This window comes from Nocardioides ureilyticus (assembly GCF_051280745.1).
Lineage (GTDB): Bacteria > Actinomycetota > Actinomycetes > Propionibacteriales > Nocardioidaceae > Nocardioides.
The window spans coordinates 1-23,495 of sequence record NZ_JBNCOG010000046.1 but is presented as its reverse complement, the minus strand read 5'-3'; the positions used below and the strand labels follow the sequence as shown (position 1 = coordinate 23,495).

Genomic DNA, 23,495 nt, shown 5'->3' with positions numbered 1-23,495 from the left:
CACAAGAGTTACGGCGGCCATAGCGAAAGGGAAACACCCGGTCCCATCCCGAACCCGGAAGTTAAGCCTTTCAGCGCCGATGGTACTGCAACCGCGAGGTTGTGGGAGAGTAGGACGCCGCCGGACAACTTTTCCAACAGGGCCACTCCTTCGGGAGTGGCCCTGTTGTCATTTCGGCCGGCTTCTCTGCACATGGCACCTTCGGACCCGGTTCTCCACCGCGTGGTCGAGCGACGGTGCTCGACGGCGGCGGCCGGCGCATGCTCGCCGGCGGAGGTGAGGCACATGGGTGCTGGTGCGGCGGAGTGCGCGCACGTGAACGAGGTGCGGCTGGTCGGTCGGGTGGCGGCCGAGGCCGCGGAGAAGGTGCTCCCGAGCGGGGACGTCGTGGTGACGGCCCGACTCGTGGTGGAACGGGCGCCGGAGAGCCGCCGCTCGCGCCAGTCGGTCGACACGCTGGACTGCGCTGCCTGGGCGGCACGTCCCAGACGCTCGCTCATCGGCTGGCGCCCCGGCGACGTGGTGGCCGTGGACGGCGCCATGCGCAGACGGTTCTTCCGGAGCGGGGGCGGCGCGGCGTCGCGGGTCGAGATCGAGGTCCGCTCCGCGCGGGTCATCCAGCGCGCAGCGACCGGATGAGCGCGCCGACGCTGGGCTTGGGCTGGAACGAGGTGGCCTTCTCCGGGAGCAGGCGGTCGGAGGCGACGATGCCCAGGACGGTGTCGACGTCGGGTGCCGGCAGCAGCAGCGCGACACCGGAGCCGGGGCTGGCGTGGTCCAGGGCGCCCTCGGCGGAGTGGTGGTGGCCGATCCGGCGAGGTGCCCGGGGGAGCGCGGGCACCAGGTCCTCGTGCAACGACTCCACCGCGAGCCGGTCGGGTGCGAGGGCCAGCCGCAGGCTGGCCCAGCGGGCTCCGTCGGTCACGACGATCGTGTCGGGCGACAGCGAGTCGACCGCGCGCTGTCGAGCGTGCTCCTCGAACCGTGCACCGGCCGCTTCGGCTGCGAGCCGAACCTCCTCGACGGTGCTTCCGGCGAGGGTGCGGTGGATGGCGCCGAGGAAGAGTGGCGTGTCGTCCTGGTCCACGAGCATGGCGAGGCCCCGGTCGGCGGCGGTGCCGGGATCCCGGCGCTGCATCCGCAGGTAGGCGCCGTACCGGTGGTGGCCGTCGGCGATGAGAGCCCGGGCGTCGTGGACCGCAGCCATCAGCTCGTCGATGCGGACCGGATCCCGGATCGCCCAGATCCGGTGCTGCTGGCCGGCTCGGTCGGTGAAGCGGTGGTCGGCCCGGCCCTTGCGGATCTCGCGCAGGAGAGCGCGGCTCTCCGCTCGGCCGCGGTGGACCAGGAGGATCGGCGCCGGGTTCAGCTGCATGGCAGCCATCCGGTGGGCGAGCTCGTCGGCCTGGGCGGTGTGGATGCCCTCGTGCGGGAAGACCGCGCGCTGCTCCGGTGCGGAGGCCCTCCGCGACACGTCCAGTGCTCCCACCACGCCTCGGATGGTGATCCCGCCGGAGGTGTACTCGTGGAGGTAGAGGGCAGGCACCTCGTCCCGGGTGAGCTGCCCCCGGTGCTCCCACTGGTCGAGCCGCTTGGAGGCGGCCCGGTAGGGCCGCGCGAAGACCCGCGCCGACGCCGGGTCGCCGACGCGCCGGGCGGCGAGCGTGAGGCCGTGAAAGGGCTCGAGACGCAGTGGTCGTGCGACGTGGGGTGGGGTGACCACGGCGCTGACCTCCATCATCGCATCGTAGGGTGCGTCCGAAATGGCGCCGCCACCATGGCGACGCGATCCCTGACGTGCCGAGGAGAAGCAGTGCTGGGAAGCTCGGGGAACGTCCTCGCGGAGGCCTACGACCTGGCCATGCTCGACCTGGACGGCGTGGTCTACATCGGGGGAGAGGCCGTGCCGGGCGCTCCTCGGCACCTCGAGCGCGTGCGCGCCGCGGGGATGCGCCTGGCGTTCATCACCAACAATGCCTCGCGAACGCCGGCGACGGTTGCCGGCCACCTCTCCCGGCTGGGCGTCCGCGCCGAGCCCGAGGACGTGGTGACCTCTGCGCAGGCGGCCGCACGGGTGACCGCCGAGCGGGTCGGGCGCGGGGCGCCGGTCGTGCTCCTGGGTGCCGAGGGCCTCGAGGCCGCGCTCCGGGCCGAGGGCCTGGTGCCCGTCGGGGTGGCTGACGAGGCCCAGGCACTGGTGACCGGCTACGGCCCCGACGTGCTGTGGCGCGACGTGATGCGTGCGGCGGTCCGGGTCCGCGACGGCCTGTGGTGGGTCGCCTCCAACACCGACCTGAGCATCCCGACGCCGTTCGGGGTCGCACCCGGTCACGGCGTCCTGGTCGAGACGATCCAGCGCTTCACCGGGGTCGACCCGGTCGTGGCGGGCAAGCCGCAGCGACCGCTCCTCGACGAGACGGTCCGCCGGGTGGGCGGGGCCCGCCCGCTGATGGTCGGCGACCGGCTGGACACCGACATCGAGGGTGCCCACCGCGCGGGGATCGACTCCCTGCTGGTGCTCACCGGTGTCACCGGCGCCAGCGAGCTGGCCGCAGCGCTCCCCGAGCAGCGGCCGACGTACCTCTCCGCGGACCTCGCGGGTCTCGCGGAGGTCCACCCGTCGGTCGCCGTGGACACCGAGCGTGCGGAGGTCGGCGGCTGGTCGGCCGAGGTGGTCTCCGGGCGGGTCGAGGTGCGCGGCGGTGGCCAGGTCGACGACTGGTGGCGGGCGGTGGCCGCTGCGGCCTGGCGGCACCTGGACCGGTGCGGCCGGGCCGCCGACGTCACCGGCCTGCGGCCACCGGACGCCGGGACCGGACGGTAGCCTCGGCCCCATGGAGGAACCGGTCGAAGCCACCCCCCGTGAGGCGGTCACTCCCGTCCGGACCGGCGTGGCCCGGGTCGACCGCGTCCTCGAGGCGGTCGAGCAGCTCGAGGACCGGCCGCTGGAGGAGCACGTGGGCGCCTTCGAGGTCGCGCACGACGAGCTCCGCCGCGCCCTCGACGCGGACCCCGACGCACCCGTCCCCGATGCGCCTGCTCGCACCGCGCCCGCCGGACCGCCGCCCGGCGACCGGGCCTGACCGGCGCCGTGCCGCCGCGCCGACTCCGCCTGGACGCCGAGCTGGTCCGCCGAGGGCTGGCCCGCTCGCGCGAGCACGCCAGCGGCCTGATCGCCGAAGGCCGGGTCACGGTCCAGGGTGCCCGGGCCACCAAGGCGGCGACCGGCGTCACCACGGACGTCGCGATCGTCGTCGCCCAGGACCCCGACCGCCCCGACTACGTGTCGCGCGGCGGCCACAAGCTGGCTGGTGCGCTCGAGGCCTTCGCGCCGCTGGGGCTCTCGGTCGCCGGCCGCCGGTGCCTGGACGCAGGGGCGTCGACGGGCGGCTTCACCGACGTCCTCCTGCGCCGCGGGGCGGCCGAGGTGGTGGCGGTCGACGTGGGCTACGGGCAGCTGGCGTGGCGGTTGCAGCAGGACGAGCGGGTCGCCGTGCACGACCGGACCAACGTGCGCGAGCTGACGGCCGAGCTGATCGGCGGGCCGGTCGAAGTGGTGGTGGGTGACCTCTCCTTCATCTCGCTCGAGCTGGTGCTCGACGCCCTCCTCGGCGTGACCGCCACCGACGGCGACCTCGCCCTGATGGTCAAGCCGCAGTTCGAGGTGGGGAAGGACCGGGTGGGCAAGGGAGGCGTCGTCCGGGAGCCGGAGCTGCGCGCCGAGGCGGTCCTCTCCGTCGCCGGCGCAGCGGCCCGTCGGGGCTGGGGCGCCCGGGCGGTGACGGTCAGTCCGCTGCCCGGGCCCTCGGGCAACGTCGAGTTCTTCCTGTGGCTGCGCCGCGGGGCGGCGAGCGTCACGGCCGACGACGTCCACAGGGTCGTGACCGCCGGTCCGCCGTCGTCGGCGGCGGGTGAGAAGGTGACGGAGTGAGCGCGAGCCAGCCGACGACCCAGCTGCCCGGCCAGCGGTCCGACCAGCCGACCCGCCGCGTGCTCATGCTGGCCCACACCGGCCGCGAGGAGGCGCGGGAGGTTGCGCTGGCCTTCTGCCGAGCGCTGACGGCCAGCGGCATCGTGGTGCGGCTGCTCGCGGCCGAGGCCACCGACCTCGGCGTCGACCCGGCGGCGTACTCGCCGCCGATCGAGGTGGCCGTCGCCGAGGAGGGTGCGGCGGAGGACTGCGAGCTCGCCGTCGTCATCGGTGGCGACGGGACGATCCTCCGCGCCGCCGAGATCACCCACCGCAGTCGCACGCCGGTGCTCGGGGTCAACCTCGGCCATGTCGGCTTCCTCGCCGAGGCCGAGGTCGACGACGTGCAGTCGACCATCGACGCGGTCGTCCACCGGCGCTACACCGCCGAAGACCGGATGACGCTGGACGTCGGCGTCTACCGCGACGGTGAGCTGGTCGCGAGCACCTTCGCGGTCAACGAGGCCAGTGTCGAGAAGGCCGCGCGCCAGCGGATGCTGGAGGTCGTCGTCGAGGTCGACGGGCGGCCGTTGTCGCGCTGGGGCTGCGACGGCGTGGTCTGCGCGACGCCGACCGGCTCCACGGCGTACAACTTCAGTGCGGGTGGACCCGTGGTGTGGCCGGGGGTCGAGGCCCTGCTCATGGTGCCGATCAGCGCGCACGCGCTCTTCGCCCGGCCCCTCGTGGTCGCGCCGACGTCCCGGCTGGCGGTCGAGGTCCTCGCCCGCACCGAGGGCGCCGGCGTGCTGTGGTGCGACGGCCGGCGCACCGTCGACCTGCCGCCCGGCGCCCGGATCGAGGTCCGGCGCGGCGAGCACCCGGTGCGCCTGGTGCGCCTGCACGACTCGCCGTTCACCGACCGCCTGGTGGCCAAGTTCGGCCTGCCGGTCGAGGGCTGGCGGGGCAACGCCGAGCGCCGGCGTCGGGAGGGCTGAGGCGTGCTGCAGGAGATCCGGATCGCCCAGCTCGGGGTCATCGACTCCTCGACCCTCGAGCTCGGCCCCGGGCTGACGGTCATCACGGGCGAGACGGGTGCCGGCAAGACCATGATCGTGACCGCCCTCGGCTTGCTGCTCGGCGGCCGCGCGGACAGCGGCGTGGTCCGCTCGGGCGCGCGCAGCGCCCGGGTCGAGGGGGTCGTCGACACCGCAGCGCTGCCCGCGTTCGAGACCGCGGTCGAGGAGGTCGGCGGAGAGGTCGAGGACGGTCAGGTCGTCCTCGCCCGCAACGTCGCCGCCGAGGGGCGCTCCCGCGCCTATGTCGGAGGCGCCTCTGTGCCCGTCTCGGCCCTCGCCACCGTCGCCGAGCCGCTCGTCGCGGTCCACGGGCAGTCCGACCAGCACCGGCTCCTGCGGGCCCGCGCCCAGCGCGAGGCCCTCGACCGGTTCGGCGGTGCGCCGCTGGCCGCGCTGCTCGAGCGGTACCGCGAGGTGCACCGCGCCCTGACGGCGACCGAGCGGGAGCTCGAGGACGTCGTCCGGACGGCGCGGGACCGTGCGCGCGAGGCGGACCTCCTCCGGTTCGGGCTCGACGAGATCGAGCAGGTCTCGCCCGAGCCCGGAGAGGACGCGTCGTTGGCGGCGGAGGAGACCCGTCTGGGTTTCTCCGACACGCTGCGCACCGCTGCGGAGCAGGCGCGGGAGGCGCTCTCGAGCGAGCAGGGCTCGCCCGACGCGCTCGCGACCGTCTCGGCGGCGCGCGCCGCGCTCGACGGCGTACGGGTCCACGACGACGAGGCCGGTGAGCTGGCCGACCGGCTGGCCGAGATCACCTACCTGCTCTCCGACGTCGCCGCCGACGTTGCCTCCTACGCCGCCCGGATCGAGACCGATCCCGCGCGGCTCGCGGCGGTCTCGGAGCGCCGGGCCGCGCTCACCGCGCTCACCCGGAAGTACGGCGACACCGTGGACGAGGTGCTGGCCTGGTCGCAGGCGTCCGCGGCGCGCCTGCTGGAGCTCGAGGGCACCGACGAGCGGATCGGCGAGCTGCGCGCCGAGCAGGAGCGGCTCCGCGCCGAGCTCGGGGGACTGGCCTCCGAGCTCTCGGCGGCGCGCACGGAGGCGGCCGGTCGCCTGGCGGAGCAGGTCACGACAGAGCTCGGCGGGCTGGCGATGCCCCATGCACGGGTGGTCGTCGAGGTGCGCCAGACCGAGCTGGACCCGACCGGTGCGCCCGTGCCCCTGGCCGTGGGCGAGCGGCACCTGCGGTTCGGCTCCTCGGGGGTCGACGAGGTGGAGATCCTGCTCGCCGCGAACACCGGGGCCGACCCGCGGCCGCTCCACAAGGGCGCCTCCGGCGGCGAGCTCTCCCGGGTGATGCTGGCGCTCGAGGTCGCGCTCGCCGGGACCAGCCCCGTGCCGACGTTCGTCTTCGACGAGGTCGACGCCGGCGTCGGCGGCACGGCGGCGGTCGAGATCGGGCGCCGGCTCGCGCGGCTCGCCAGGTCGGCGCAGGTGCTCGTGGTCACGCACCTGCCGCAGGTGGCGGCGTACGCCGACCGCCACGTCGTCGTCGAGAAGTCCAGCGACGGCAGTGTCACCAGCTCCGGGCTGACCGTGCTCGACGAGGAGGCCCGGGAGCGCGAGCTGTCCCGGATGCTCGCCGGGCTGACCGAGAGCGACACCGCGCTGGCCCACGCGCGGGAGCTGCTCGAGGTCGCCCAACCCGCGCGCGCCCTGGCCTGACGCCGGGGCGGGTCCGTCTCCCGCCCGTCCGGTACGTGACGCCGGCCACGCGACGCGCCCGCCGGCGCGTGGTCCGCCGGCCGTCGAGCGCCACCTGTGACCATGGATCGGCCATGAGATCCCGCACCCCTGGCGCCGCCCGAGTGCGCGCCCACGCCGCCCAGCCCGGACTCTCCGGGACCGCGCGCGTCGAGCGGCGGGCCGAGGCGCTGCTTCCTCGCCTGCGCCCCGGCGACATCGCCGTCCTCGACCATCCGGCACTGGACCGGAGCACCGCCCACCGGCTCGTCGAGGTGGGGGTCGCCGCGGTCGTCAACGCCTCGCCGTTGGTCTCGGGCCGCTACCCCAACCTCGGACCGGAGGTGCTCGAGCGGGCCGGGGTGCCCATGGTCGACAGCACCGGTCCCGGCCTCCTGGCGACCCTGCGCGACGGCGAGCACGTGCGCATCGCGGACGGTCGGCTGCACGTCGGCGACCGGGTGGTCGGGCTCGGCCGGCCGGTCGACCGGGCGGTGCTCGAGCGCGACCTCGTCGAGGCACGCCGTGGGATGACCGCGCAGCTGGAGACCTTCCTGCACAACGGCGCCGAGCTGCTCCGGCGGGAGGAGGAGCTGCTGCTCCACGGCGACGCCCTGCCCGCCACCGAGACACCGCTCGCCGGGCGGACGGCGGTCGTGGTGGTGCACGGCCACGACCACGAGGCCGAGCTGCGGACCATGAGGGTCTACCTGCGCGAGCAGCAGCCGGTCGTGGTCGCCGTCGGCCGCGCTGCGGACACCGTCGCCACCCGGCGCCGTCGGCCCGACATCGTGGTCGTCGACGCCGCCGAGCCGCGCGACCTGCCCGCCGCGGCGGTGCTCCGTGGGGCCCGTGACGTCGTCGTCCGCGCGCCTCGGGGCACCGACGGCGACGGGGCCCTCCAGACGCTCGACCGCCTGGGCGTCCGTCCGCTCGTGGTCCGCACCGACGTCACGGCCGAGGACGTCGCGCTGCTCCTCGCCGGCGCAGGAGGCGCCGCCCTGGTCATCGGCGTCGGCCTGCACGCGACCCTCGAGGAGTTCCTCGACCGCCAGCGCTCCGGCCTCGCCAGCACCTACCTGACCCGCCTGCGCCTGGGTGAGCGGCTCATCGACGCGGCGGCCGTCCCGTACCTCTACTCCGGACGGGTGCGCCCCCACCACCTGCTCACCGTGATGCTCGCCGGGCTGGTGGCCCTCGGTGCCGCCGTCGGTGTGACGCCCGTCGGGCAGGAGTGGGCCGACCAGCTCAGCCAGCAGCTCGACCAGACCCTGCGAGGACTCCTCCCGTGATCACCTACCGCCACCACATCGTCTCGCTCGTCGCCGTCTTCCTCGCCCTCGCCGTCGGGGTCGCGCTCGGGGGAGGGCCGCTCGGCGAGCCGCGCCGCGGCGGGGAGGTCGCACCGGCGCGCGCGGTCGTCAAGGAGGCGCGCGACGCCGCCGGGTACGGCGACGCCTTCGCCGCGGCCGCCGCCGGCCGGCTCTACGACGGCCGGCTCGCCGACCGACCCGTCGCGGTGGTCGCCCTGCCCGGCGCCGACGACGCCGTCGTCGCGGGTGTCGGTGAGCAGGTGGAGGTCGCCGAGGGCTCCCTCGCCGGGCGGTACGACGTGCAGCCGGCCCTGACGGCGCCCGCGGAGAAGTCCCTCGTCGACTCGCTCGGCCGGCAGCTGGCCGACGAGCTCGGCGTGGGTGTCGTCGAGGCCGACGGGCCGACGTACGTCCGGATGGGCCAGCTCCTCGGCGTCGCCGCGGCGACCACCGGTCAGGCGGCGGACCCGGCCGGGGACGACGCGCTGGCCGTGCGGCAGAGCCTGGCCGGAGCCGACCTCGTCGTGTCGCCGGAGCGGGAGGTCCCGCGGGCCCCTGCCGTCGTGGTGGTGCTCGGCGACGGCGGCGACACGCCCGAGGAGCGGGCCGTCCTCGAGGGGCTGCTGACCGGCCTGGCGGAGACGGCGGCCGGTGTGGTCCTCGTGGGCGACACCGACCACGGCCGGAGCGGCGGCACCCTCGAAGGGCTGCGTCAGGAGCCCGTCGCGGACCTGGTCACGACCGTCGACGGGGCCGACACCACCCTCGGCCAGGTGACCACCGTCCTGGCGCTCCTGCGGCGCCTGGCAGGCGAGGGCGGCGACTTCGGCACCACGGGCGCCGACGGAGCCGTACCCCTGGGATAGCATGGAGTCCCGTGAAGAACCCGACGCCCACCAAGCACGTGTTCGTGACCGGAGGCGTCGCCTCCTCGCTGGGCAAGGGACTGACGGCCTCCAGCCTCGGTCGGCTGCTCCGCTCCCGCGGACTGCGCGTGACGATGCAGAAGCTCGACCCGTACCTCAACGTCGATCCGGGGACGATGAACCCGTTCCAGCACGGCGAGGTATTCGTGACCAACGACGGGGCGGAGACGGACCTCGACATCGGTCACTACGAGCGCTTCCTCGACACCGACCTCAACCAGATCGCCAACGTCACCACCGGCCAGGTGTACTCCAGCGTCATCGCCAAGGAGCGGCGCGGCGACTACCTCGGTGACACCGTCCAGGTGATCCCGCACATCACCAACGAGATCAAGGACCGGATCCGCGCCATGGGTGGCGAGGACGTCGACGTGGTGATCACCGAGGTCGGCGGCACGGTCGGCGACATCGAGTCGTTGCCGTTCCTCGAGGCGGCCCGCCAGGTCCGCCACGACGTCGGCCGCGACAACTGCTTCTTCATCCACGTCTCCCTGGTGCCCTACATCGGCCCCTCCGGGGAGCTGAAGACCAAGCCGACCCAGCACTCGGTGGCCGCGCTGCGCCAGGTCGGCATCCAGCCGGACGCGATCGTCTGCCGCGCCGACCGGGAGCTGCCCGAGAGCATCAAGCGCAAGATCGCGCTGATGTGCGACGTCGACGACGAGGCGGTCGTGACCGCCGCCGACGCCCCGTCGATCTACGACATCCCCAAGGTGCTGCACCGCGAGGGCCTCGACGCCTACCTGGTGCGCCGGCTCGACCTGCCCTTCCGCGACGTCGACTGGTCGATGTGGGACGACCTGCTCCGCCGGGTCCACCACCCGAAGGAGGAGGTCACGGTCGCCCTCGTCGGCAAGTACGTCGACCTCCCCGACGCCTACCTGTCGGTGGCGGAGGCGCTCCGGGCCGGCGGCTTCGCCCACGAGGCGAAGGTGCACCTGCGCTGGGTGCCCTCCGACGAGTGCCAGTCCGCGGCCGGCCAGACCCGCCACCTCAGCGACGTGGACGCGATCTGCGTGCCCGGCGGCTTCGGGATCCGCGGCCTCGAGGGCAAGGTCGGTGCCCTCACCTACGCCCGGACCAACCGGATCCCGACCCTGGGGCTCTGCCTGGGCCTGCAGTGCATGGTGATCGAGTACGCCCGCAACGTCGCCGGCCTCGAGAAGGCGGACTCGACGGAGTTCGACCCGGGGACGGCCGAGCCGGTCATCGCCACGATGGCCGAGCAGAAGGAGTACGTCGAGGGCAGTGGCGACCTGGGCGGCACGATGCGCCTGGGCCTCTACCCGGCGCAGCTGCAGGACGGCTCCATCGTCCGCGAGGTCTACGGGGCTCCGGTCATCGAGGAGCGGCACCGCCACCGCTACGAGGTGAACAACGCCTACCGCCAGCAGCTGAGCGACGCGGGCCTGGTCTTCTCGGGCACGAACCCCGAGCTGGACCTGGTCGAGTTCGCGGAGCTGCCGCGGGACGTGCACCCCTACTACGTCGCCACCCAGGCCCACCCCGAGCTCCGCTCGCGGCCGACCCGGCCGCACCCGCTCTTCGCCGGTCTCGTGGGCGCGGCGATCGAGCGGCAGAACGAGCTGCGGTTCCCCATCGAGGACACCGGGTCGCGCGGTGTGGCCCGTGACGAGACCGCGGTCCAGGTCGACTGACGTGGTCGCCCCGGACCGGCCCGGCGAGCACCCGCGCGAGCAGCCGGACCGCCTGTGCGACCGGGAGGAGCGCTGGCCGGTCGCCGGGAGCGAGCGCCTCTACGACGGTGACTGGGTGGTCTCCCTCCGGGCCGACCGGGTGAGCCGTCCCGGCAGCCAGGGCGACGAGCCGTTCCCACGGATCGTGCTCGAGCACCCCGGCGCCGTCGTGGTGCTCGCGGTCGACGAGGAGGAGCGGGTGTTCTGCCTCTCGCAGTACCGCCACGCCGCCGGCCGCCGCTTCGTCGAGCTCCCCGCGGGGCTCTGCGACGGCGAAGGGGGGCCGGACGAGGAGCCGCTCGACGTGGCGCGTCGAGAGCTGCGCGAGGAGGCCGAGCTCGAGGCCGACGAGTGGACCCACCTCGCGACGACGTGGTCCTCGCCGGGCATCTCCGCGGAGGTCATGCACCTCTACCTCGCGCAGGGCCTGCGGCACGCCGACCGCGGCGACTTCCGACTCGAGCACGAGGAGGCCGACATGGAGGCCTTCTGGGCGCCGTACGCCGAGCTGCGTGCGGCGGTGCTGGCGGGCCGCGTGGCCGACGGGCCGCTGGTCCAGGCGGTCCTGCTCGCCGGCGCACGAGGGCTGGTCGGCGTCCCCGGGAGCTGACTCCTGCGACACCGCCGAGCGGTAGTGTCGCGGCGTCGTCACAACGTCGTGGCGGCCGTTCCGCTGCAGACAGGGAGTCGCGCACGTGAAGGTCGGTGTCCCCAAGGAAGTCAAGAACCACGAGTACCGGGTGGCGATCACGCCGGTCGGGGTGCACGAGCTGGTCTCGCACGGTCATGAGGTGGTGGTCGAGGCTGGTGCGGGGGTGGGTTCGGCGATCCCTGATGAGGAGTACGTCGGCGCGGGGGCGCGGGTCGTGGGCTCGGCGGAGGAGGCGTGGGGCACCGCCGGTGGGGTGGACCTGGTGTTGAAGGTGAAGGAGCCGGTCGCGGAGGAGTACGGCCGGATGCGGGAGGGGTTGACGCTCTTCACGTACCTGCACCTGGCGGCGGACAAGCCGCTGACCCAGGAGCTCATCGAGCGCAAGGTCACCGCGATCGCCTACGAGACGGTGCAGCTGCCCTCGGGTGGTCTGCCGTTGCTGTACCCGATGTCGGAGGTCGCGGGGTGCCTGGCGCCGCAGGTGGGCGCGCACTCGCTGCTCAAGGCCCAGGGTGGTCGGGGTGTGCTGATGGGTGGCGTGGGCGGGGTGGCGAACGCCAAGGTCGTGGTCATCGGTGCCGGCGTGGCGGGTCAGAACGCGGCGAACATCGCGCTGGGGATGGGTGCGGACGTGACGTTGTTGGACACGGACCTGGACAAGCTGCGGATGTCGTTTTGGCGGTACGGCAACCGGGTGCACGGGTTGGCGTCGAGCAGGTTGGCGATCGAGCAGCAGGTGATGGAGGCGGACCTGGTGGTCGGTGCGGTGTTGATCCCGGGTGCGGCGGCGCCGAAGCTGGTGAGCAACGAGCTGGTGTCGCGGATGAAGCCGGGGTCGGTGTTGGTGGACATCGCGGTGGACCAGGGTGGGTGCTTCGAGGACACGCGGGCCACGACGCATGCGGATCCGACGTACCAGGTGCACGGGTCGACGTTCTACTGCGTGGCGAACATGCCGGGTGCGGTGCCGAGCACGTCGACGTATGCGTTGACGAACGCGACGTTGCCGTATGCGGTGGCGTTGGCGGAGAAGGGGTGGGAGCGGGCGTTGCGGGAGGACCGGTCGTTGGCGCTGGGGTTGAACACCCACGACGGCCGGCTCACCAACGCGCCGGTCGGGCAGGCCGTGGGCATCGACACCGTCTCCCTCGACGAGGTCCTCGGCTGAGCGCCGGGGCGGAGCAGCGCGCCGACCCAGGGCAGGTCGGCGGGGCGGTGGCGCGGGCGGTCCGGACCTACCTGGACCACCTCGCTGTCGAGCGTGGGCTCGCCACCAACACGCTGTCGTCCTACCGCCGGGACCTGCGGCGCTACGTCGAGCACCTGGCCGAGGCAGGCATCACCGAGCTCGACCAGGTCTCCGAGGCGACCGTCTCCGGCTTCCTGGTCCGGCTGCGCGAGGGCGACCCGGCGCACCCGCCGCTCAGCTCCACCTCCGCGGCGCGCACGGTGGTGGCGGTGCGCGGCTTCCACCGCTTCGCCGTGGCGGACGGGCTGGCCGAGGTCGACCCGGCCAGTGCGGTCAAGCCTCCGGCGGCGTCGAAGCGCCTGCCCAAGGCCCTCCCGCTCTCCGACGTCGAGGCGATCCTCGAGGCAGCCGGAGCTCCGGGGACCACCCTGGCGCTCCGCGACCGGGCGCTCCTCGAGGTGCTCTACGGCACCGGCGCCCGGATCTCCGAGGCGGTCGGCCTCGACGTCGACGACCTCGCCGAGCCGCTCGAGGGGGAGACCGCCGGCACCGTGCTCCTGCGCGGCAAGGGCGGCAAGGAGCGGCTGGTGCCCGTCGGCTCCTACGCCCGGGAGGCGGTCGACGCCTACCTCGTCCGGGGCCGCCCCGAGCTGGTCGCGGCCGGACGCGGCACCCCGGCGCTCTTCCTCAACGCGCGCGGCGGCCGGCTCTCCCGGCAGTCGGCGTGGGCGGTGCTCGTGCGAGCGGCGGACCGGGCTGGCGTGACCAGGGACGTCTCCCCGCACACCCTGCGCCACTCCTTCGCCACGCACCTGCTCGACGGCGGCGCCGACGTGCGTGTGGTGCAGGAGCTGCTGGGCCACGCATCGGTCACGACGACGCAGGTCTACACCCTGGTCACCGTCGACAACCTCCGCGAGGTCTTCGCCACGGCCCACCCCCGCGCCCGGGAGTGACGGCGCGACGTGTGAGGCTGGCTCCCTGATGACGCGGCTCGAGGTTCCCACCACCGACGACCCCGACGAGGTCTACGACGCCCTCACGACCTGGGTCGAGGCGCAGGGCCTGACGATGTACCCGCACCAGGACGAGGCGGTCATCGAGCTGCTCGGAGGCAGCAACGTGGTGCTCGCGACGCCGACGGGGTCGGGGAAGTCGCTGGTGGCGCTGGGTGCCCACGCCGCGGCGCTCGCGACCGACCGGGTCAGCTTCTACACCGCGCCGATCAAGGCGCTGGTGAGCGAGAAGTTCTTCGCGCTCTGCGAGGTGTTCGGCGCCGACGACGTCGGCATGCTGACCGGCGACGCGGCGGTCAACCCCGACGCGCCGATCATCTGCTGCACCGCCGAGGTGCTGGCGAACATCGCCTTGCGCGAGGGCGCCCGTGCCGACGTCGGGCTCGTGGTCATGGACGAGTTCCACTTCTACGCCGAGCCGGACCGCGGCTGGGCCTGGCAGGTGCCGCTCCTGGAGCTCCCGCAGGCCCAGTTCCTCCTCATGTCGGCGACCCTGGGCGACGTCAGCGAGCTCGCCGCCGACCTCACCCGGCGCAACGGCCGGGAGACGGCGGTGGTCGACCAGGCCGAGCGCCCGGTCCCCCTGCACTTCAGCTGGTCGCTGGACCCCCTCGCCGAGACCCTCGAGGAGCTGGTCGCGACCAGGCAGGCGCCGGTCTACGTCGTGCACTTCACCCAGGCGGCGGCGGTCGAGCACGCCACGTCGCTGCTGGCGGCCAAGAAGCTCGACGTCGACGCCGAGCGCAAGGAGGCGTTGGCCGAGCGGCTCGTGGGGTTCCGCTTCGGCGCGGGCTTCGGCAAGACGCTGGCCAAGCTGCTGAAGCGAGGCATCGGCGTCCACCACGCCGGGATGCTCCCGCGCTACCGCCGCCTGGTCGAGCAGCTGGCCCAGGCCGGGCTGCTCACGGTCATCTGCGGCACCGACACCCTCGGCGTGGGCATCAACGTCCCGATCCGGACGGTCCTCTTCACCGGCCTGGCCAAGTTCGACGGGAGCCGGCAGCGGATCCTGCGGTCGCGGGAGTTCCTCCAGATCGCCGGGCGCGCCGGCCGGGCGGGCTTCGACACGGCCGGCTACGTCGTCGTCCAGGCTCCCGAGCACACCATCGAGAACGAGCGGGCCAAGGCCAAGGCCGAGGCGAAGAACGCCGCGATGAGCGAGGAGAAGCGCGCCAAGCGCAAGTCCAAGGCGCAGCTGAAGAAGCCACCGGAGGGCACGGTGGTGTGGACCCAGGAGACCTTCGACAAGCTGGTGGCCGGCACCCCGGAGCCGCTGGTCAGCCGGATGAAGGTCGACAACGCGATGATCATCAACGTCCTCGCGCGCGAGGAGGACGCGTTCCCCGTCCTGCGGCGGCTGCTGCAGGACAACCACGAGGACCGGCGCAGCCAGCTGCGGCTGAGCCGGCGTGCGCTGCGCCTGGCGCGGAGCCTGCTGCGCTCGGGCGTGCTGACGCGGCTCGACGAGCCCGACGAGCACGGGCGGCGCTACGTCGTGACCGTCGACCTGCCGCCGGACTTCGCCCTCAACCAGCCGCTGGCCCACTTCGCCCTTGCGGCCCTGGACACCCTCGACCCCGAGCCGCCCGGCGGCCCGGAGGAGCACACGCTCGACATCGTCTCCGTCATCGAGGCCGTGCTGGAGGCGCCGCGCCAGATCCTCTTCGCCCAGCAGCACGCCGCCCGCGGTGAGGCCGTGGCCCAGATGAAGGCCGACGGGCTCGAGTACGACGAGCGGATGGCGTTGCTGGAGGAGATCACCTGGCCGCAGCCGCTCCGGGAGCTGCTCGAGGCGACCTACGAGCTCTACCGGCAGACCCATCCGTGGCTCCCCGAGGACGCGCTCTCGCCGAAGTCCGTCGTGCGGGAGATGTACGAGCAGGGGATGACCTTCACCGACGTGGTGTCCCGCTACCAGCTGGCTCGCTCCGAGGGCCTGGTCCTGCGCTACCTCACCGACGCCTACCGCACGCTGCGCCACACCGTGCCCGACCAGCACCGGACCCCCGGCCTGGAGGACCTCGTCGAGTGGCTGGGGGAGACGGTGCGCCAGACCGACTCCTCGCTCCTCGACGAGTGGGAGGCGCTCGCCGACCCCGACCACGTCCGCGCGCTGGTCGCCGACGAGGCGCCGCCGCCACCGCCGCGGCCCATCTCCCGCCAGGAGCGGGCCTTCGGCGTGATGATCCGCAACGCCATGTGGCGGCGGGTGGAGCTGGTGGCCCGCGACGACCTGGACGGGCTGATGGCGATGGAGCGCGCCGACGCGGACCGCACCGACCCGCCGGCGGAGGTGGTGATGACCCGGTCGGCCTGGGACGAGGCGATCGAGCGCTACTACGAGGAGCACGACACGGTGCTGACCGACGCCGACGCCCGGGGACCCGACCTGCTCCGCGTCGTGCCGGGCGAGGACTCCTCGGCGCGGCTGCTCGAGGTGCGGCAGACGCTGCACGACCCCGAGGGCCACCACGACTGGGTGGTCGACGCGGTCGTCGACCTCGACGCCTCCGACGAGGCGGGCGAGCTGGTCCTGCAGACCCGCGCGTTCCACCGACTGTGCGGTTGAGCGCGGTCGGCTGAGGGGCCCGGGCGCCGGGTACCTCCCGGATGACGAGGTCAGGCGGCACGGGGAGGTGAGGGGCATGCTCGCGGTCGTCTCGCTGATCGTGGTGATCGTGCTGGGCCTGCTGATCACCCGGGTGGCGACGGTCGCCTTCACGCTCACCGGCATGTCGCTGGAGCACGCACGGTTCCAGGCCCGGTCCGCGCTGACCGGCACCGGGTTCACCACGTCCGAGGCCGAGTCGGTCGTCGGGCACCCCACCCGTCGGCGCATCGTGATGGCCCTGATGCTGCTCAGCGGTGCCGGAGCGCTCTCGGTGCTGGGCACGCTGGTGCTCAGCTTCACGGGCGTGTCCTCCACGACCGGCGGCCTCCGCCGCGCGGCGGTGATCGTGGTCGCCCTGGTGGCCCTGGTCTGGCTGGCCAAGAGCGGCCCGGTCGACCGTGCCCTCCGCCGGGTCATCGAGCGCGTCCTGCGCCGCGTCACCGACCTGGAGGTCCGCGACTACGCCGCCCTGCTGCACGTCCGCGGCCACTGGGGCGTGGTCCAGGTGCCGGTGAACGAGGGCGGCTGGCTGGCCTCAAGGCCGGTCGACGACCTCCGGCTGCCCGAGGAGGGGGTCACCGTCCTCGGGGTGGAGCGCCGCGGCGGGACCTGGCTCGGTGCTCCCTCGGGCGACCTCCACCTGCAGGTCGGCGACGTGGTCCTCCTCTACGGACGCCGGCCGATGCTCGACGACCTCGCCGCCCGGCTGGCGGGGGAGGAGGGGGACGCCGCCAGCGAGCGGTTCCGCGCCTGGCACGCCTCGACGCCGCCGGAGGAGCCGGCCACGGACGGTCGGTGACCGGGCCGCCACCCGGGTGCGACGTACGGTGAGGACATGAGCGCCTCCACCCCCGAGACCCGGCACGAGCCCGAGCAGCAGCGCTACGCGGCCTACGTCGACGGCGACCTCGCCGGCTTCGCCGCCTACGAGGCCGACGACGAGCGGATCGTCTTCACCCACACCGAGGTCGACCCCTCCTTCGAGGGCCAGGGGGTCGGGTCCGCGCTGGCTCGGGGCGCGCTCGACGACGTCCGCGAGCAGGGCGGGCGGTCGGTCGTGCCGCAGTGCTCCTTTATCCGCGAGTGGATCGCGAAGCACCCCGACTACCAGGACCTCGTCGCCTGACGCAGGGGCCAGGTCGGCCGACGTTCACGCAGCGGTCGGCCGCCGGCGGGGTTAAGGACACCTCTGATTGAAACGTTCTCGCACGGCGTCGTCCCCCAGGGGCGGCGCCGTCGTCACGTCTCCCTCAGGAAGGAAGTCCCATGCCCCCATCCGGAGCGGTCACCCGCCGACCGGGTCGTCGCGGCACCGTGCTGGCCTCGGGCCTCGGGCTGCTCGCCGGGTTGCTGACGGGGCTGCCGGTGGCGGCCACGGCGGCGCCCGCCGGCAGCGACCTCGCGCCGTTCGACGCCGTGGACCAGTTCATCGGCACCGAGCTCGACACGACGCAGAACAAGAGCAACGACGCGTACGGCAACACCTACCCCGGCGCCGCCCTGCCGTTCGGGATGGTCCAGCCGAGCCCCACGACCTACAAGGTGGGGGAGACCAACGACCTGGTCCGTGAGAAGGGCGGGTACGAGTACACCGCGAACCAGATCCGTGGCTTCGGCATGACGCGGTACTCCGGCACCGGTTGCCACGGCCGGTTCGGCGGCTACGAGTTCCCGACGATCCCCTACGCCGGCCAGCTCGCCGGTGACGGCACGCTGCCGCGGAACCCGGCGGTGGACGGGCAGCACCGCTCGTACTTCACCGACTTCAGCCACGACGACGAGGTCTCGCAGCCCGGCTACTACGCCGTCACCACGGCCGACGGCGTCACCACCGAGCTGACCGCGGCCCGGCGGACCGCGGTGAGCCGGTTCGACTTCTCCCAGGCCGACGGGTCCACGCTCGTCCTCGACGCGTCGGGGGCCAACAACCGGACCTTCGAGGTCGAGCTGGACATCGACCCGGGGACCCGCACGGTGAGCGGGAGCATGTACGGCGCCGACGTCTGCGACAACGGAAACCACTACCGCGCCTACTTCTCGACCACCTACGACCAGGACTTCGCCTCCTACGGCACCTGGACCGGCTCGACCATGACCGCCGGCTCGACCGAGGCGTCGGTCGCCGGGGGCACCGGCTCCGACCAGCGCCACCAGACCGGCGGATGGGTGACCTTCGCCGACGACGCGGTGGTCTCGGCGAAGACCGGGTTCAGCTACGTCAGCGTCGACGCTGCGGCCGCGAACGCCGCGGCCGAGACGGGTACGGCCTCCTTCGAGGACGTGCGCGCGGACGCGCGGGACACCTGGGAGGAGGCGCTCGGGACCGTCGACGTCGACGGGGGCACCGAGGAGGAGCGGGTCAAGCTGTACACGGCCCTCTACCACGCGCTGCTCCAGCCGACCATCGGCCAGGACGTCGACGGCAGCTACCTCGGCCACGACGGCCAGGTCCACCGGGTGGAGGACGGCCACGACTTCTTCCGCCGGATCAACTTCGCGGGCCAGGGCTGGGACATGTACCGCAGTCAGGCGCAGCTGATCGCCATGCTGTTCCCCGACGTCGCGAACGACATCAACCGCTCCATCGTGGCCCTCACCGAGCAGACGGGGCGGTGGTCGCCGGGAGCCGCTCGGATGTCGGGCGACAACTACCAGGTGATCCTGTCCACGCTCGACGCCTTCGGGGCGACCGACTACGACCGGCAGGCCGCGCTCGACTCGATGCTGGCCACCCAGCGGCTGCCCGGCACGGGGTCCACGCGGTCCAACGGCTTCCAGTACTTCGCCACCGGGATGATCGAGAACGCCAAGGGCGACTTCGCCACCTCCCGGGTGCTCGAGTACGCCGTCGACGACTTCGCCATCGCCCAGCTCGCCGAGCGGCTCGGTGACGACGCGGCGTCCGACGCGATGATGGTCCGGGCCCAGAACTGGCTCAACGTCTTCGACCCGCAGACCCAGCACATCCGCCCACGCTCGCGCAACGGGTTCGACCGCGGCTTCGACCTGCGCGGGCGCGACGGAACCGGCGGCGGGCAGTTCAACCAGTCCACCGGCTACCAGTACGGCTGGATGGTGCCGCACAACATCGGTGAGCTGGTCGAGCGCCGCGGCGGCCGACAGGCCTCGATGCGGGCCCTGGACGTCCTCATGGAGCAGCTCGACGCCGGTGCGTACACGCAGACCGGGAACTACCTGTCCAACGAGGCGGCGCTCACCACACCGTGGGTCTACCACTGGCTCCAGGCGCCGCACAAGGCCACCGACGTGCTGCACCGGGCGGTGACCGAGCTGTACGACACGACCCCCTCGGGGCTGCCGGGCAACGACGACGAGGGTGCGCTCAGCGCCTGGTACGTCTTCGCCAACATCGGCATCGCGCCGGTGATCCACGGCACCGCCAACCTGCTGGTCACCGCGCCGATGTTCGACCGCGTGACGCTCACCAGCCTCGGCTCCGACCGGGTCTACGAGATCAACGCCCCCGGCGTCTCCTCCGGTGCCCGCTACACGACCGGGCTCGCGGTCGACGGGGTTGAGCAGACCGCGTCGTGGGTGGGCGAGGACTTCGCCCGCACCGGCGGCACCCTCGACTTCACGATGTCCGCCGCTCCTGGCACCTGGGGCACCGGAGCCGAGGACGTCCCGCCGTCCTACGGCGAGGGCGCCGACGCCCGCAACAACGTGGGCACCGCGCCGAACGGGGCGGCGTCCATGGGGTCGATGGACCTCTCGGACTGGGCGTTCGCGCGAGAGGACCTGGCGGCCGCGGGCGCAGCCCCCGGGCAGCAGGTCCCCTTCGGCGACACCGGCATCACGTTCACCTGGCCCAGCACCGAGCCCGGGGAGCCGGACAACTGGATCCCGCACGGCCAGCGTCTGGACCTGGACGACACCCCGGCCGGCAGCCTCTCCTTCCTCGGGCTGGCCACCAACGGCCCGGCCAGCGGCACGGCGGTGGTCGAGTACACCGACGGCAGCACCCAAGAGGTCCCGGTGGTCCTGAACGACTGGACCGGCAGCGGCAACGGCAACACCGCACTGATCACGGTCCCCGGCCGGACCAACGCCAACGGCTCGCGCGGCACCGGCACCTTCAAGGTGTTCGCCACCGCGCCCGCGGCGCTGGACACGAGCAAGACCGTCGACGCCGTCCGCCTGCCCACGGGCACCGACCGGGGGATCATGCACGTCTTCGACGTCGCCACCTCCGAGGAGCCGTACGTCGACCCCGACGCTCCCACCGGTGCACCCGACCGGATCATCCTCACCAGCACCGAGGACCCGGCCACCTCCCAGTACGTGACCTGGCGCAGCAGCAGCCCGTTGCCGATCGACGGCCGGGTGGAGGTGCGGCGCGCCGGTGCGCCGGAGGTGGTCACCGTCGACGCCGAGGAGAAGCCGCAGCGCAGGGTCGACGGCTACCCCTCGCGCAGCCACTCGGCACGGCTGTCCGGGTTGGAGGCGGGCACGACCTACGAGTACCGCGTCGGCGCAGGGGAGGCCTGGAGCGACTGGGCGACCTTCACCACCGCCGAGGACTCCGCCGCGCCGTTCTCCTTCCTCTACTTCGGCGACGCCCAGGAGGGCATCGACTCGGTGTGGCCGCAGACGGTCCGCGCCGCCTGGCAGGCCGCGCCGGAGGCCGACCTGGCGCTGTACGCCGGTGACATGGTCAACACCTCCACGGTCGAGGAGGAGTGGGACGACTGGTTCGCCGGCGTCGGCTCCCACGCCCGCGCCACGACGTCGCTGGCGACGCCGGGCAACCACGAGATCGGGCCGGAGCCGATGATGGAGCACTACCTCGACACCTTCGAGGCCGACGACAACGGCCCGGTCGCCTCGGACGCCGGGACGTACGCGGACTCCTACGGCGAGCACCTCGCGTCGGTCCTCAAGGACACGGTCACCTACTCCGACCACCAGGGCGTGCGGTTCGTGGTGCTCAACGCCAACCGGGACAACATCTGCGAGATCGCCCGGCCGCCGGGCCTTGCGTCGTACAGCTGCGACACCGCGCGGCACGTCTGGATGACCATGCAGGCCACGTGGCTGGACCGGGTGCTCGCCGAGAACCCGCACCGGTGGTCGGTGGTCCTGGCCCACCAGCCGGTGCTCTCCAACGGCATCTCCGACAGCGGGGCGTTCCGCGACGAGGACGACTGGCGCCGTTACGTCGGTCCCGTGATCGAGCGCCGCGACGTCGACCTGGTGCTGCAGGGCCACGACCACGCCTACGGCCGCGGCTTCCTGGACCGCAGCGCGACCGAGCGCCCCGGCGTCTCGACCGGACCGGTCTACGTGGTCGCCAACGCGGGCCAGAAGCAGTACCGGATGTCGCCCGACGACGACAACGTGTGGACCCGCAACAACGCCACCGCGGTGACGCGGGCGCAGGACACCTCGTCGTTCCAGGAGATCACCGTCGACGGCGACACCCTGCGCTACGAGTCGACCGTCACCTACGTCGAGGCGGGCGGTGCGGCCCCCGCGGGCGTCGGCGAGCGGCTCGACTCGTTCACGATCACCAAGTACGCCGACGGCGTGAAGTGGGTGACCGAGGAGGGCGTCGAGGTCCCGGGGCCGGACGTGCCCAGCGAGGCCGCTGCGCGCCCCGAGGTCGACGAGTTCGACCCCGACACCTTCGGTGAGGTCGTCTGGGACGACGACTTCAGCTCCGACCGGCTCGCGGAGTACGAGACGCGTGCCGGGAGCGGCGAGGCGCTGCCCTCGCTCGCCGTGGACGCCGGGGCAGGCGTCCTGCGCGCCACGGCGGACCGGCGGTCCTGGGGCCACCTGGTGCCCCCGGTCGGTGGCGGTGAGAGCTGGGCGGTCGTCGTGGAGCCGGAGTCCTTCGCGGGCACGGGTGCCAGCGAGGACAGCCTCTTCCTCGGGGCCTCGGCGGACAACCGGAACCTGCTGCTGAACTGGTACAACCACTCGCGCCGCAGCACCGGCTACGACTTCGCCCTCGACGGGCAGGGCCGCGCCACCGGTCGCGCCAACGGGCCGTTGACCGTCGACCCGGACGACCGGGTCGCCTTCGTCCACGACCACGGCGAGGTCAGCTCCTGGATCGAGGAGGACGGTGCCTGGCGGCGCTACAACGTCGCGCTGACGTCTTACGTCGCGGCCGCCGAGGTGGTCGAGGGGTGGAAGCCGACGGTCAGCCTGCGGCTCGACCCCGGGACGATCGCGCTCGACCGGATCACCGTGCTCGAGGGCTCTGCGGCCCCCGCTCCGGTGACCCCGGCAGCGGTGGTGTTCGACGACCAGCCGGGCACCGCAGCCGACCGGTACGTCGTGCCCGCCGTCGACGGTGTGGAGTACCTCGTCGACGACGCGGTCGTCGCAGCAGGGACCTACCCCGGCAGCGGCACCGTGACCGTCCGTGCCCGCGCCGCGGGCCGGGCCCCGATCGCCGAGGGGGCCACCACGTCGTGGAGCCACACCTTCTCGACGGCCGGTGCACCCGGCGGTCCCGGCGGTCCGGGGGGTCCGGGGGGTCCGGGCGAGGAGCCCGAGGAGCCGGAGGAGCCCGAGGAGCCCGAGGAGCCGGAGGAGCCCGAGGAGCCCGAGGAGCCGGAAGAGCCGGCGGACCCGTCGGTCGAGGTGGAGCTGACGGCCCGAGCGCGCCCGTACGGCACGGCGTCGGTCGTGACCGGCCTGCTCCGTACGGCCTCCGGCCCGGTCTCCGGCACCGTCCGGGTGCTCCTGGACGGCACCGGGCTGCGCGACGCCGACGTCGTCGACGGTGCGCTCGAGGTCCGGCTGCCGCGCCGGCTCCAGGCGGGCCGGCACGTCGTCACGGTGGTGTGGCCGGGCTCGGCGGACACGGAGCCCGCCCGGTCGTCGGTCGTCGTCCGGGTCGCCAAGGCCCGGCCCACGGTCCAGCTGCGGCTGCGCCCGGGCCGGGTCGTCGCTGACCGCACGCGCCTGTGGGCGCGCGTGGTGGTGGACCTGCCCGGGAGCCCGGTCGACCCGACCGGTCGGGTCCTCGTGCGGGCCGGCGGCCGGAAGGTCGTCGTACGCCTGGACCGGGCCGACGACGGCCGCGCCACCGTGCGGCTGCCGGTCTTCGCCCGTCCCGGCACCCGCGTGGTCAAGGCGCGGTACCTCGGGTCGGCGTCGATCAGGAAGGCGTCCTCGGAGCCGGTGAAGGTGCGCGTCCGGCGCTGACCGGACGCCGAGGCGGGGGGGGGGGGGGGGCGCGGGCGCGGGGGCGGCGGGCGGGCGCGGGGGGCGGCCCCGCCGCCGCGCCCGCCCCCCCCCCCCCCCCCCCCCCTGCCCTCGACGTCGACGACCTAGCCGAGCCGCTCGAGGGGGAGACCGCCGGCACCGTGCTCCTGCGCGGCAAGGGCGGCAAGGAGCGGCTGGTGCCCGTCGGCTCCTACGCCCGGGAGGCGGTCGACGCCT

The 23,495-nt window shown here is 73.7% G+C and carries 17 protein-coding genes and 1 rRNA gene; 17 read left to right on the top strand and 1 reads right to left on the bottom strand.

Annotation, left to right across the window (positions count from 1 at the left end; genetic code table 11):
• Positions 1 to 9: 9 nt before the first annotated feature.
• Both rrf and ACSMHG_RS18125 read left to right on the top strand, forming a co-directional pair.
• A 5S ribosomal RNA gene (rrf, locus tag ACSMHG_RS18130) occupies positions 10 to 126 on the top strand.
• A 159-nt stretch (positions 127 to 285) separates the two neighbouring features.
• A complete protein-coding gene (locus ACSMHG_RS18125) occupies positions 286 to 639 on the top strand; it encodes a single-stranded DNA-binding protein (protein ID WP_435747730.1) in 354 nt (117 codons plus the stop codon).
• Here ACSMHG_RS18125 and ACSMHG_RS18120 read toward each other — a convergent pair.
• Positions 614 to 1,738 (bottom strand): DUF1015 family protein, encoded by a 1,125-nt coding sequence (locus ACSMHG_RS18120; protein ID WP_435747728.1) that lies wholly within the window; start codon positions 1,736 to 1,738, stop codon positions 614 to 616. The genes ACSMHG_RS18125 and ACSMHG_RS18120 overlap by 26 nt on opposite strands.
• Positions 1,739 to 1,813: 75 nt before the next feature.
• On the opposite strand from ACSMHG_RS18120, the gene ACSMHG_RS18115 reads away from it, so the two are divergent.
• From ACSMHG_RS18115 to ACSMHG_RS18045, 15 genes are all read left to right on the top strand, one after another.
• On the top strand, positions 1,814 to 2,824 hold the full coding sequence (locus ACSMHG_RS18115) for an HAD-IIA family hydrolase (protein ID WP_435747726.1): 1,011 nt from the start codon (positions 1,814 to 1,816) through the stop codon (positions 2,822 to 2,824).
• Positions 2,825 to 2,834: 10 nt separating this feature from the next.
• Positions 2,835 to 3,083, top strand: a complete 249-nt coding sequence (locus ACSMHG_RS18110; RefSeq protein WP_435747724.1) for a hypothetical protein — start codon at positions 2,835 to 2,837, stop codon at positions 3,081 to 3,083.
• A gap of 8 nt (positions 3,084 to 3,091) precedes the next feature.
• Positions 3,092 to 3,931, top strand: coding sequence for a TlyA family RNA methyltransferase (locus ACSMHG_RS18105; RefSeq protein ID WP_435747722.1), 840 nt, complete (start codon positions 3,092 to 3,094; stop codon positions 3,929 to 3,931).
• Entirely contained in the window at positions 3,928 to 4,905 is a 978-nt protein-coding gene (locus tag ACSMHG_RS18100) for an NAD kinase (protein ID WP_435747720.1), read from the top strand. The genes ACSMHG_RS18105 and ACSMHG_RS18100 overlap by 4 nt, the downstream gene beginning before the upstream one ends.
• Positions 4,906 to 4,908: 3 nt before the next feature.
• Positions 4,909 to 6,654, top strand: a complete 1,746-nt coding sequence (gene recN / locus ACSMHG_RS18095; protein WP_435747718.1) for a DNA repair protein RecN — start codon at positions 4,909 to 4,911, stop codon at positions 6,652 to 6,654.
• 113 nt (positions 6,655 to 6,767) lie between these two features.
• Positions 6,768 to 7,964 carry a putative cytokinetic ring protein SteA gene (gene steA / locus ACSMHG_RS18090; RefSeq protein WP_435747716.1) on the top strand — a complete coding sequence of 399 codons (1,197 nt, stop codon included), beginning with the start codon at positions 6,768 to 6,770 and terminating at the stop codon, positions 7,962 to 7,964.
• Entirely contained in the window at positions 7,961 to 8,851 is an 891-nt protein-coding gene (locus ACSMHG_RS18085; protein ID WP_435747714.1) for a copper transporter, read from the top strand. The genes steA and ACSMHG_RS18085 overlap by 4 nt, the downstream gene beginning before the upstream one ends.
• Positions 8,852 to 8,862: 11 nt before the next feature.
• Positions 8,863 to 10,569 carry a CTP synthase gene (pyrG, locus tag ACSMHG_RS18080; protein WP_435747712.1) on the top strand — a complete coding sequence of 569 codons (1,707 nt, stop codon included), beginning with the start codon at positions 8,863 to 8,865 and terminating at the stop codon, positions 10,567 to 10,569.
• Position 10,570: 1 nt separating this feature from the next.
• Entirely contained in the window at positions 10,571 to 11,218 is a 648-nt protein-coding gene (locus ACSMHG_RS18075) for an NUDIX domain-containing protein (protein ID WP_435747710.1), read from the top strand.
• A gap of 85 nt (positions 11,219 to 11,303) precedes the next feature.
• On the top strand, positions 11,304 to 12,428 hold the full coding sequence (ald, locus tag ACSMHG_RS18070; RefSeq protein WP_435747708.1) for an alanine dehydrogenase: 1,125 nt from the start codon (positions 11,304 to 11,306) through the stop codon (positions 12,426 to 12,428).
• A 47-nt stretch (positions 12,429 to 12,475) separates the two neighbouring features.
• Positions 12,476 to 13,405 (top strand): site-specific tyrosine recombinase XerD, encoded by a 930-nt coding sequence (gene xerD / locus ACSMHG_RS18065; RefSeq protein ID WP_435747706.1) that lies wholly within the window; start codon positions 12,476 to 12,478, stop codon positions 13,403 to 13,405.
• A gap of 28 nt (positions 13,406 to 13,433) precedes the next feature.
• A complete protein-coding gene (locus tag ACSMHG_RS18060; RefSeq protein ID WP_435747704.1) occupies positions 13,434 to 16,034 on the top strand; it encodes a DEAD/DEAH box helicase in 2,601 nt (866 codons plus the stop codon).
• 76 nt (positions 16,035 to 16,110) lie between these two features.
• A complete protein-coding gene (locus ACSMHG_RS18055; protein ID WP_435747702.1) occupies positions 16,111 to 16,875 on the top strand; it encodes a TrkA C-terminal domain-containing protein in 765 nt (254 codons plus the stop codon).
• A gap of 36 nt (positions 16,876 to 16,911) precedes the next feature.
• Positions 16,912 to 17,202: a GNAT family N-acetyltransferase gene (locus tag ACSMHG_RS18050; RefSeq protein ID WP_435747700.1), complete on the top strand. Its 291-nt coding sequence runs from the start codon at positions 16,912 to 16,914 to the stop codon at positions 17,200 to 17,202.
• 140 nt (positions 17,203 to 17,342) lie between these two features.
• The gene (locus tag ACSMHG_RS18045; protein ID WP_435747698.1) at positions 17,343 to 23,258 is read left to right on the top strand and encodes a GH92 family glycosyl hydrolase; all 5,916 of its coding nucleotides are present in this window, start codon (positions 17,343 to 17,345) and stop codon (positions 23,256 to 23,258) included.
• Positions 23,259 to 23,495 lie beyond the last annotated feature (237 nt).

Bases quoted from the DNA above. Each gene is read 5' to 3' on its own strand.
- ACSMHG_RS18050 (WP_435747700.1), top strand. From the start codon at position 16,912: ATGAGCGCCTCCACCCCCGAGACCCGGCACGAGCCCGAGCAGCAGCGC.
- ACSMHG_RS18110 (WP_435747724.1), top strand. From the start codon at position 2,835: ATGGAGGAACCGGTCGAAGCCACCCCCCGTGAGGCGGTCACTCCCGTC.
- ACSMHG_RS18060 (WP_435747704.1), top strand. From the start codon at position 13,434: ATGACGCGGCTCGAGGTTCCCACCACCGACGACCCCGACGAGGTCTAC.
- steA (WP_435747716.1), top strand. From the start codon at position 6,768: ATGAGATCCCGCACCCCTGGCGCCGCCCGAGTGCGCGCCCACGCCGCC.
- ACSMHG_RS18125 (WP_435747730.1), top strand. From the start codon at position 286: ATGGGTGCTGGTGCGGCGGAGTGCGCGCACGTGAACGAGGTGCGGCTG.
- ACSMHG_RS18055 (WP_435747702.1), top strand. From the start codon at position 16,111: ATGCTCGCGGTCGTCTCGCTGATCGTGGTGATCGTGCTGGGCCTGCTG.
- ACSMHG_RS18045 (WP_435747698.1), top strand. From the start codon at position 17,343: ATGCCCCCATCCGGAGCGGTCACCCGCCGACCGGGTCGTCGCGGCACC.
- ACSMHG_RS18120 (WP_435747728.1), bottom strand. From the start codon at position 1,738: ATGGAGGTCAGCGCCGTGGTCACCCCACCCCACGTCGCACGACCACTG.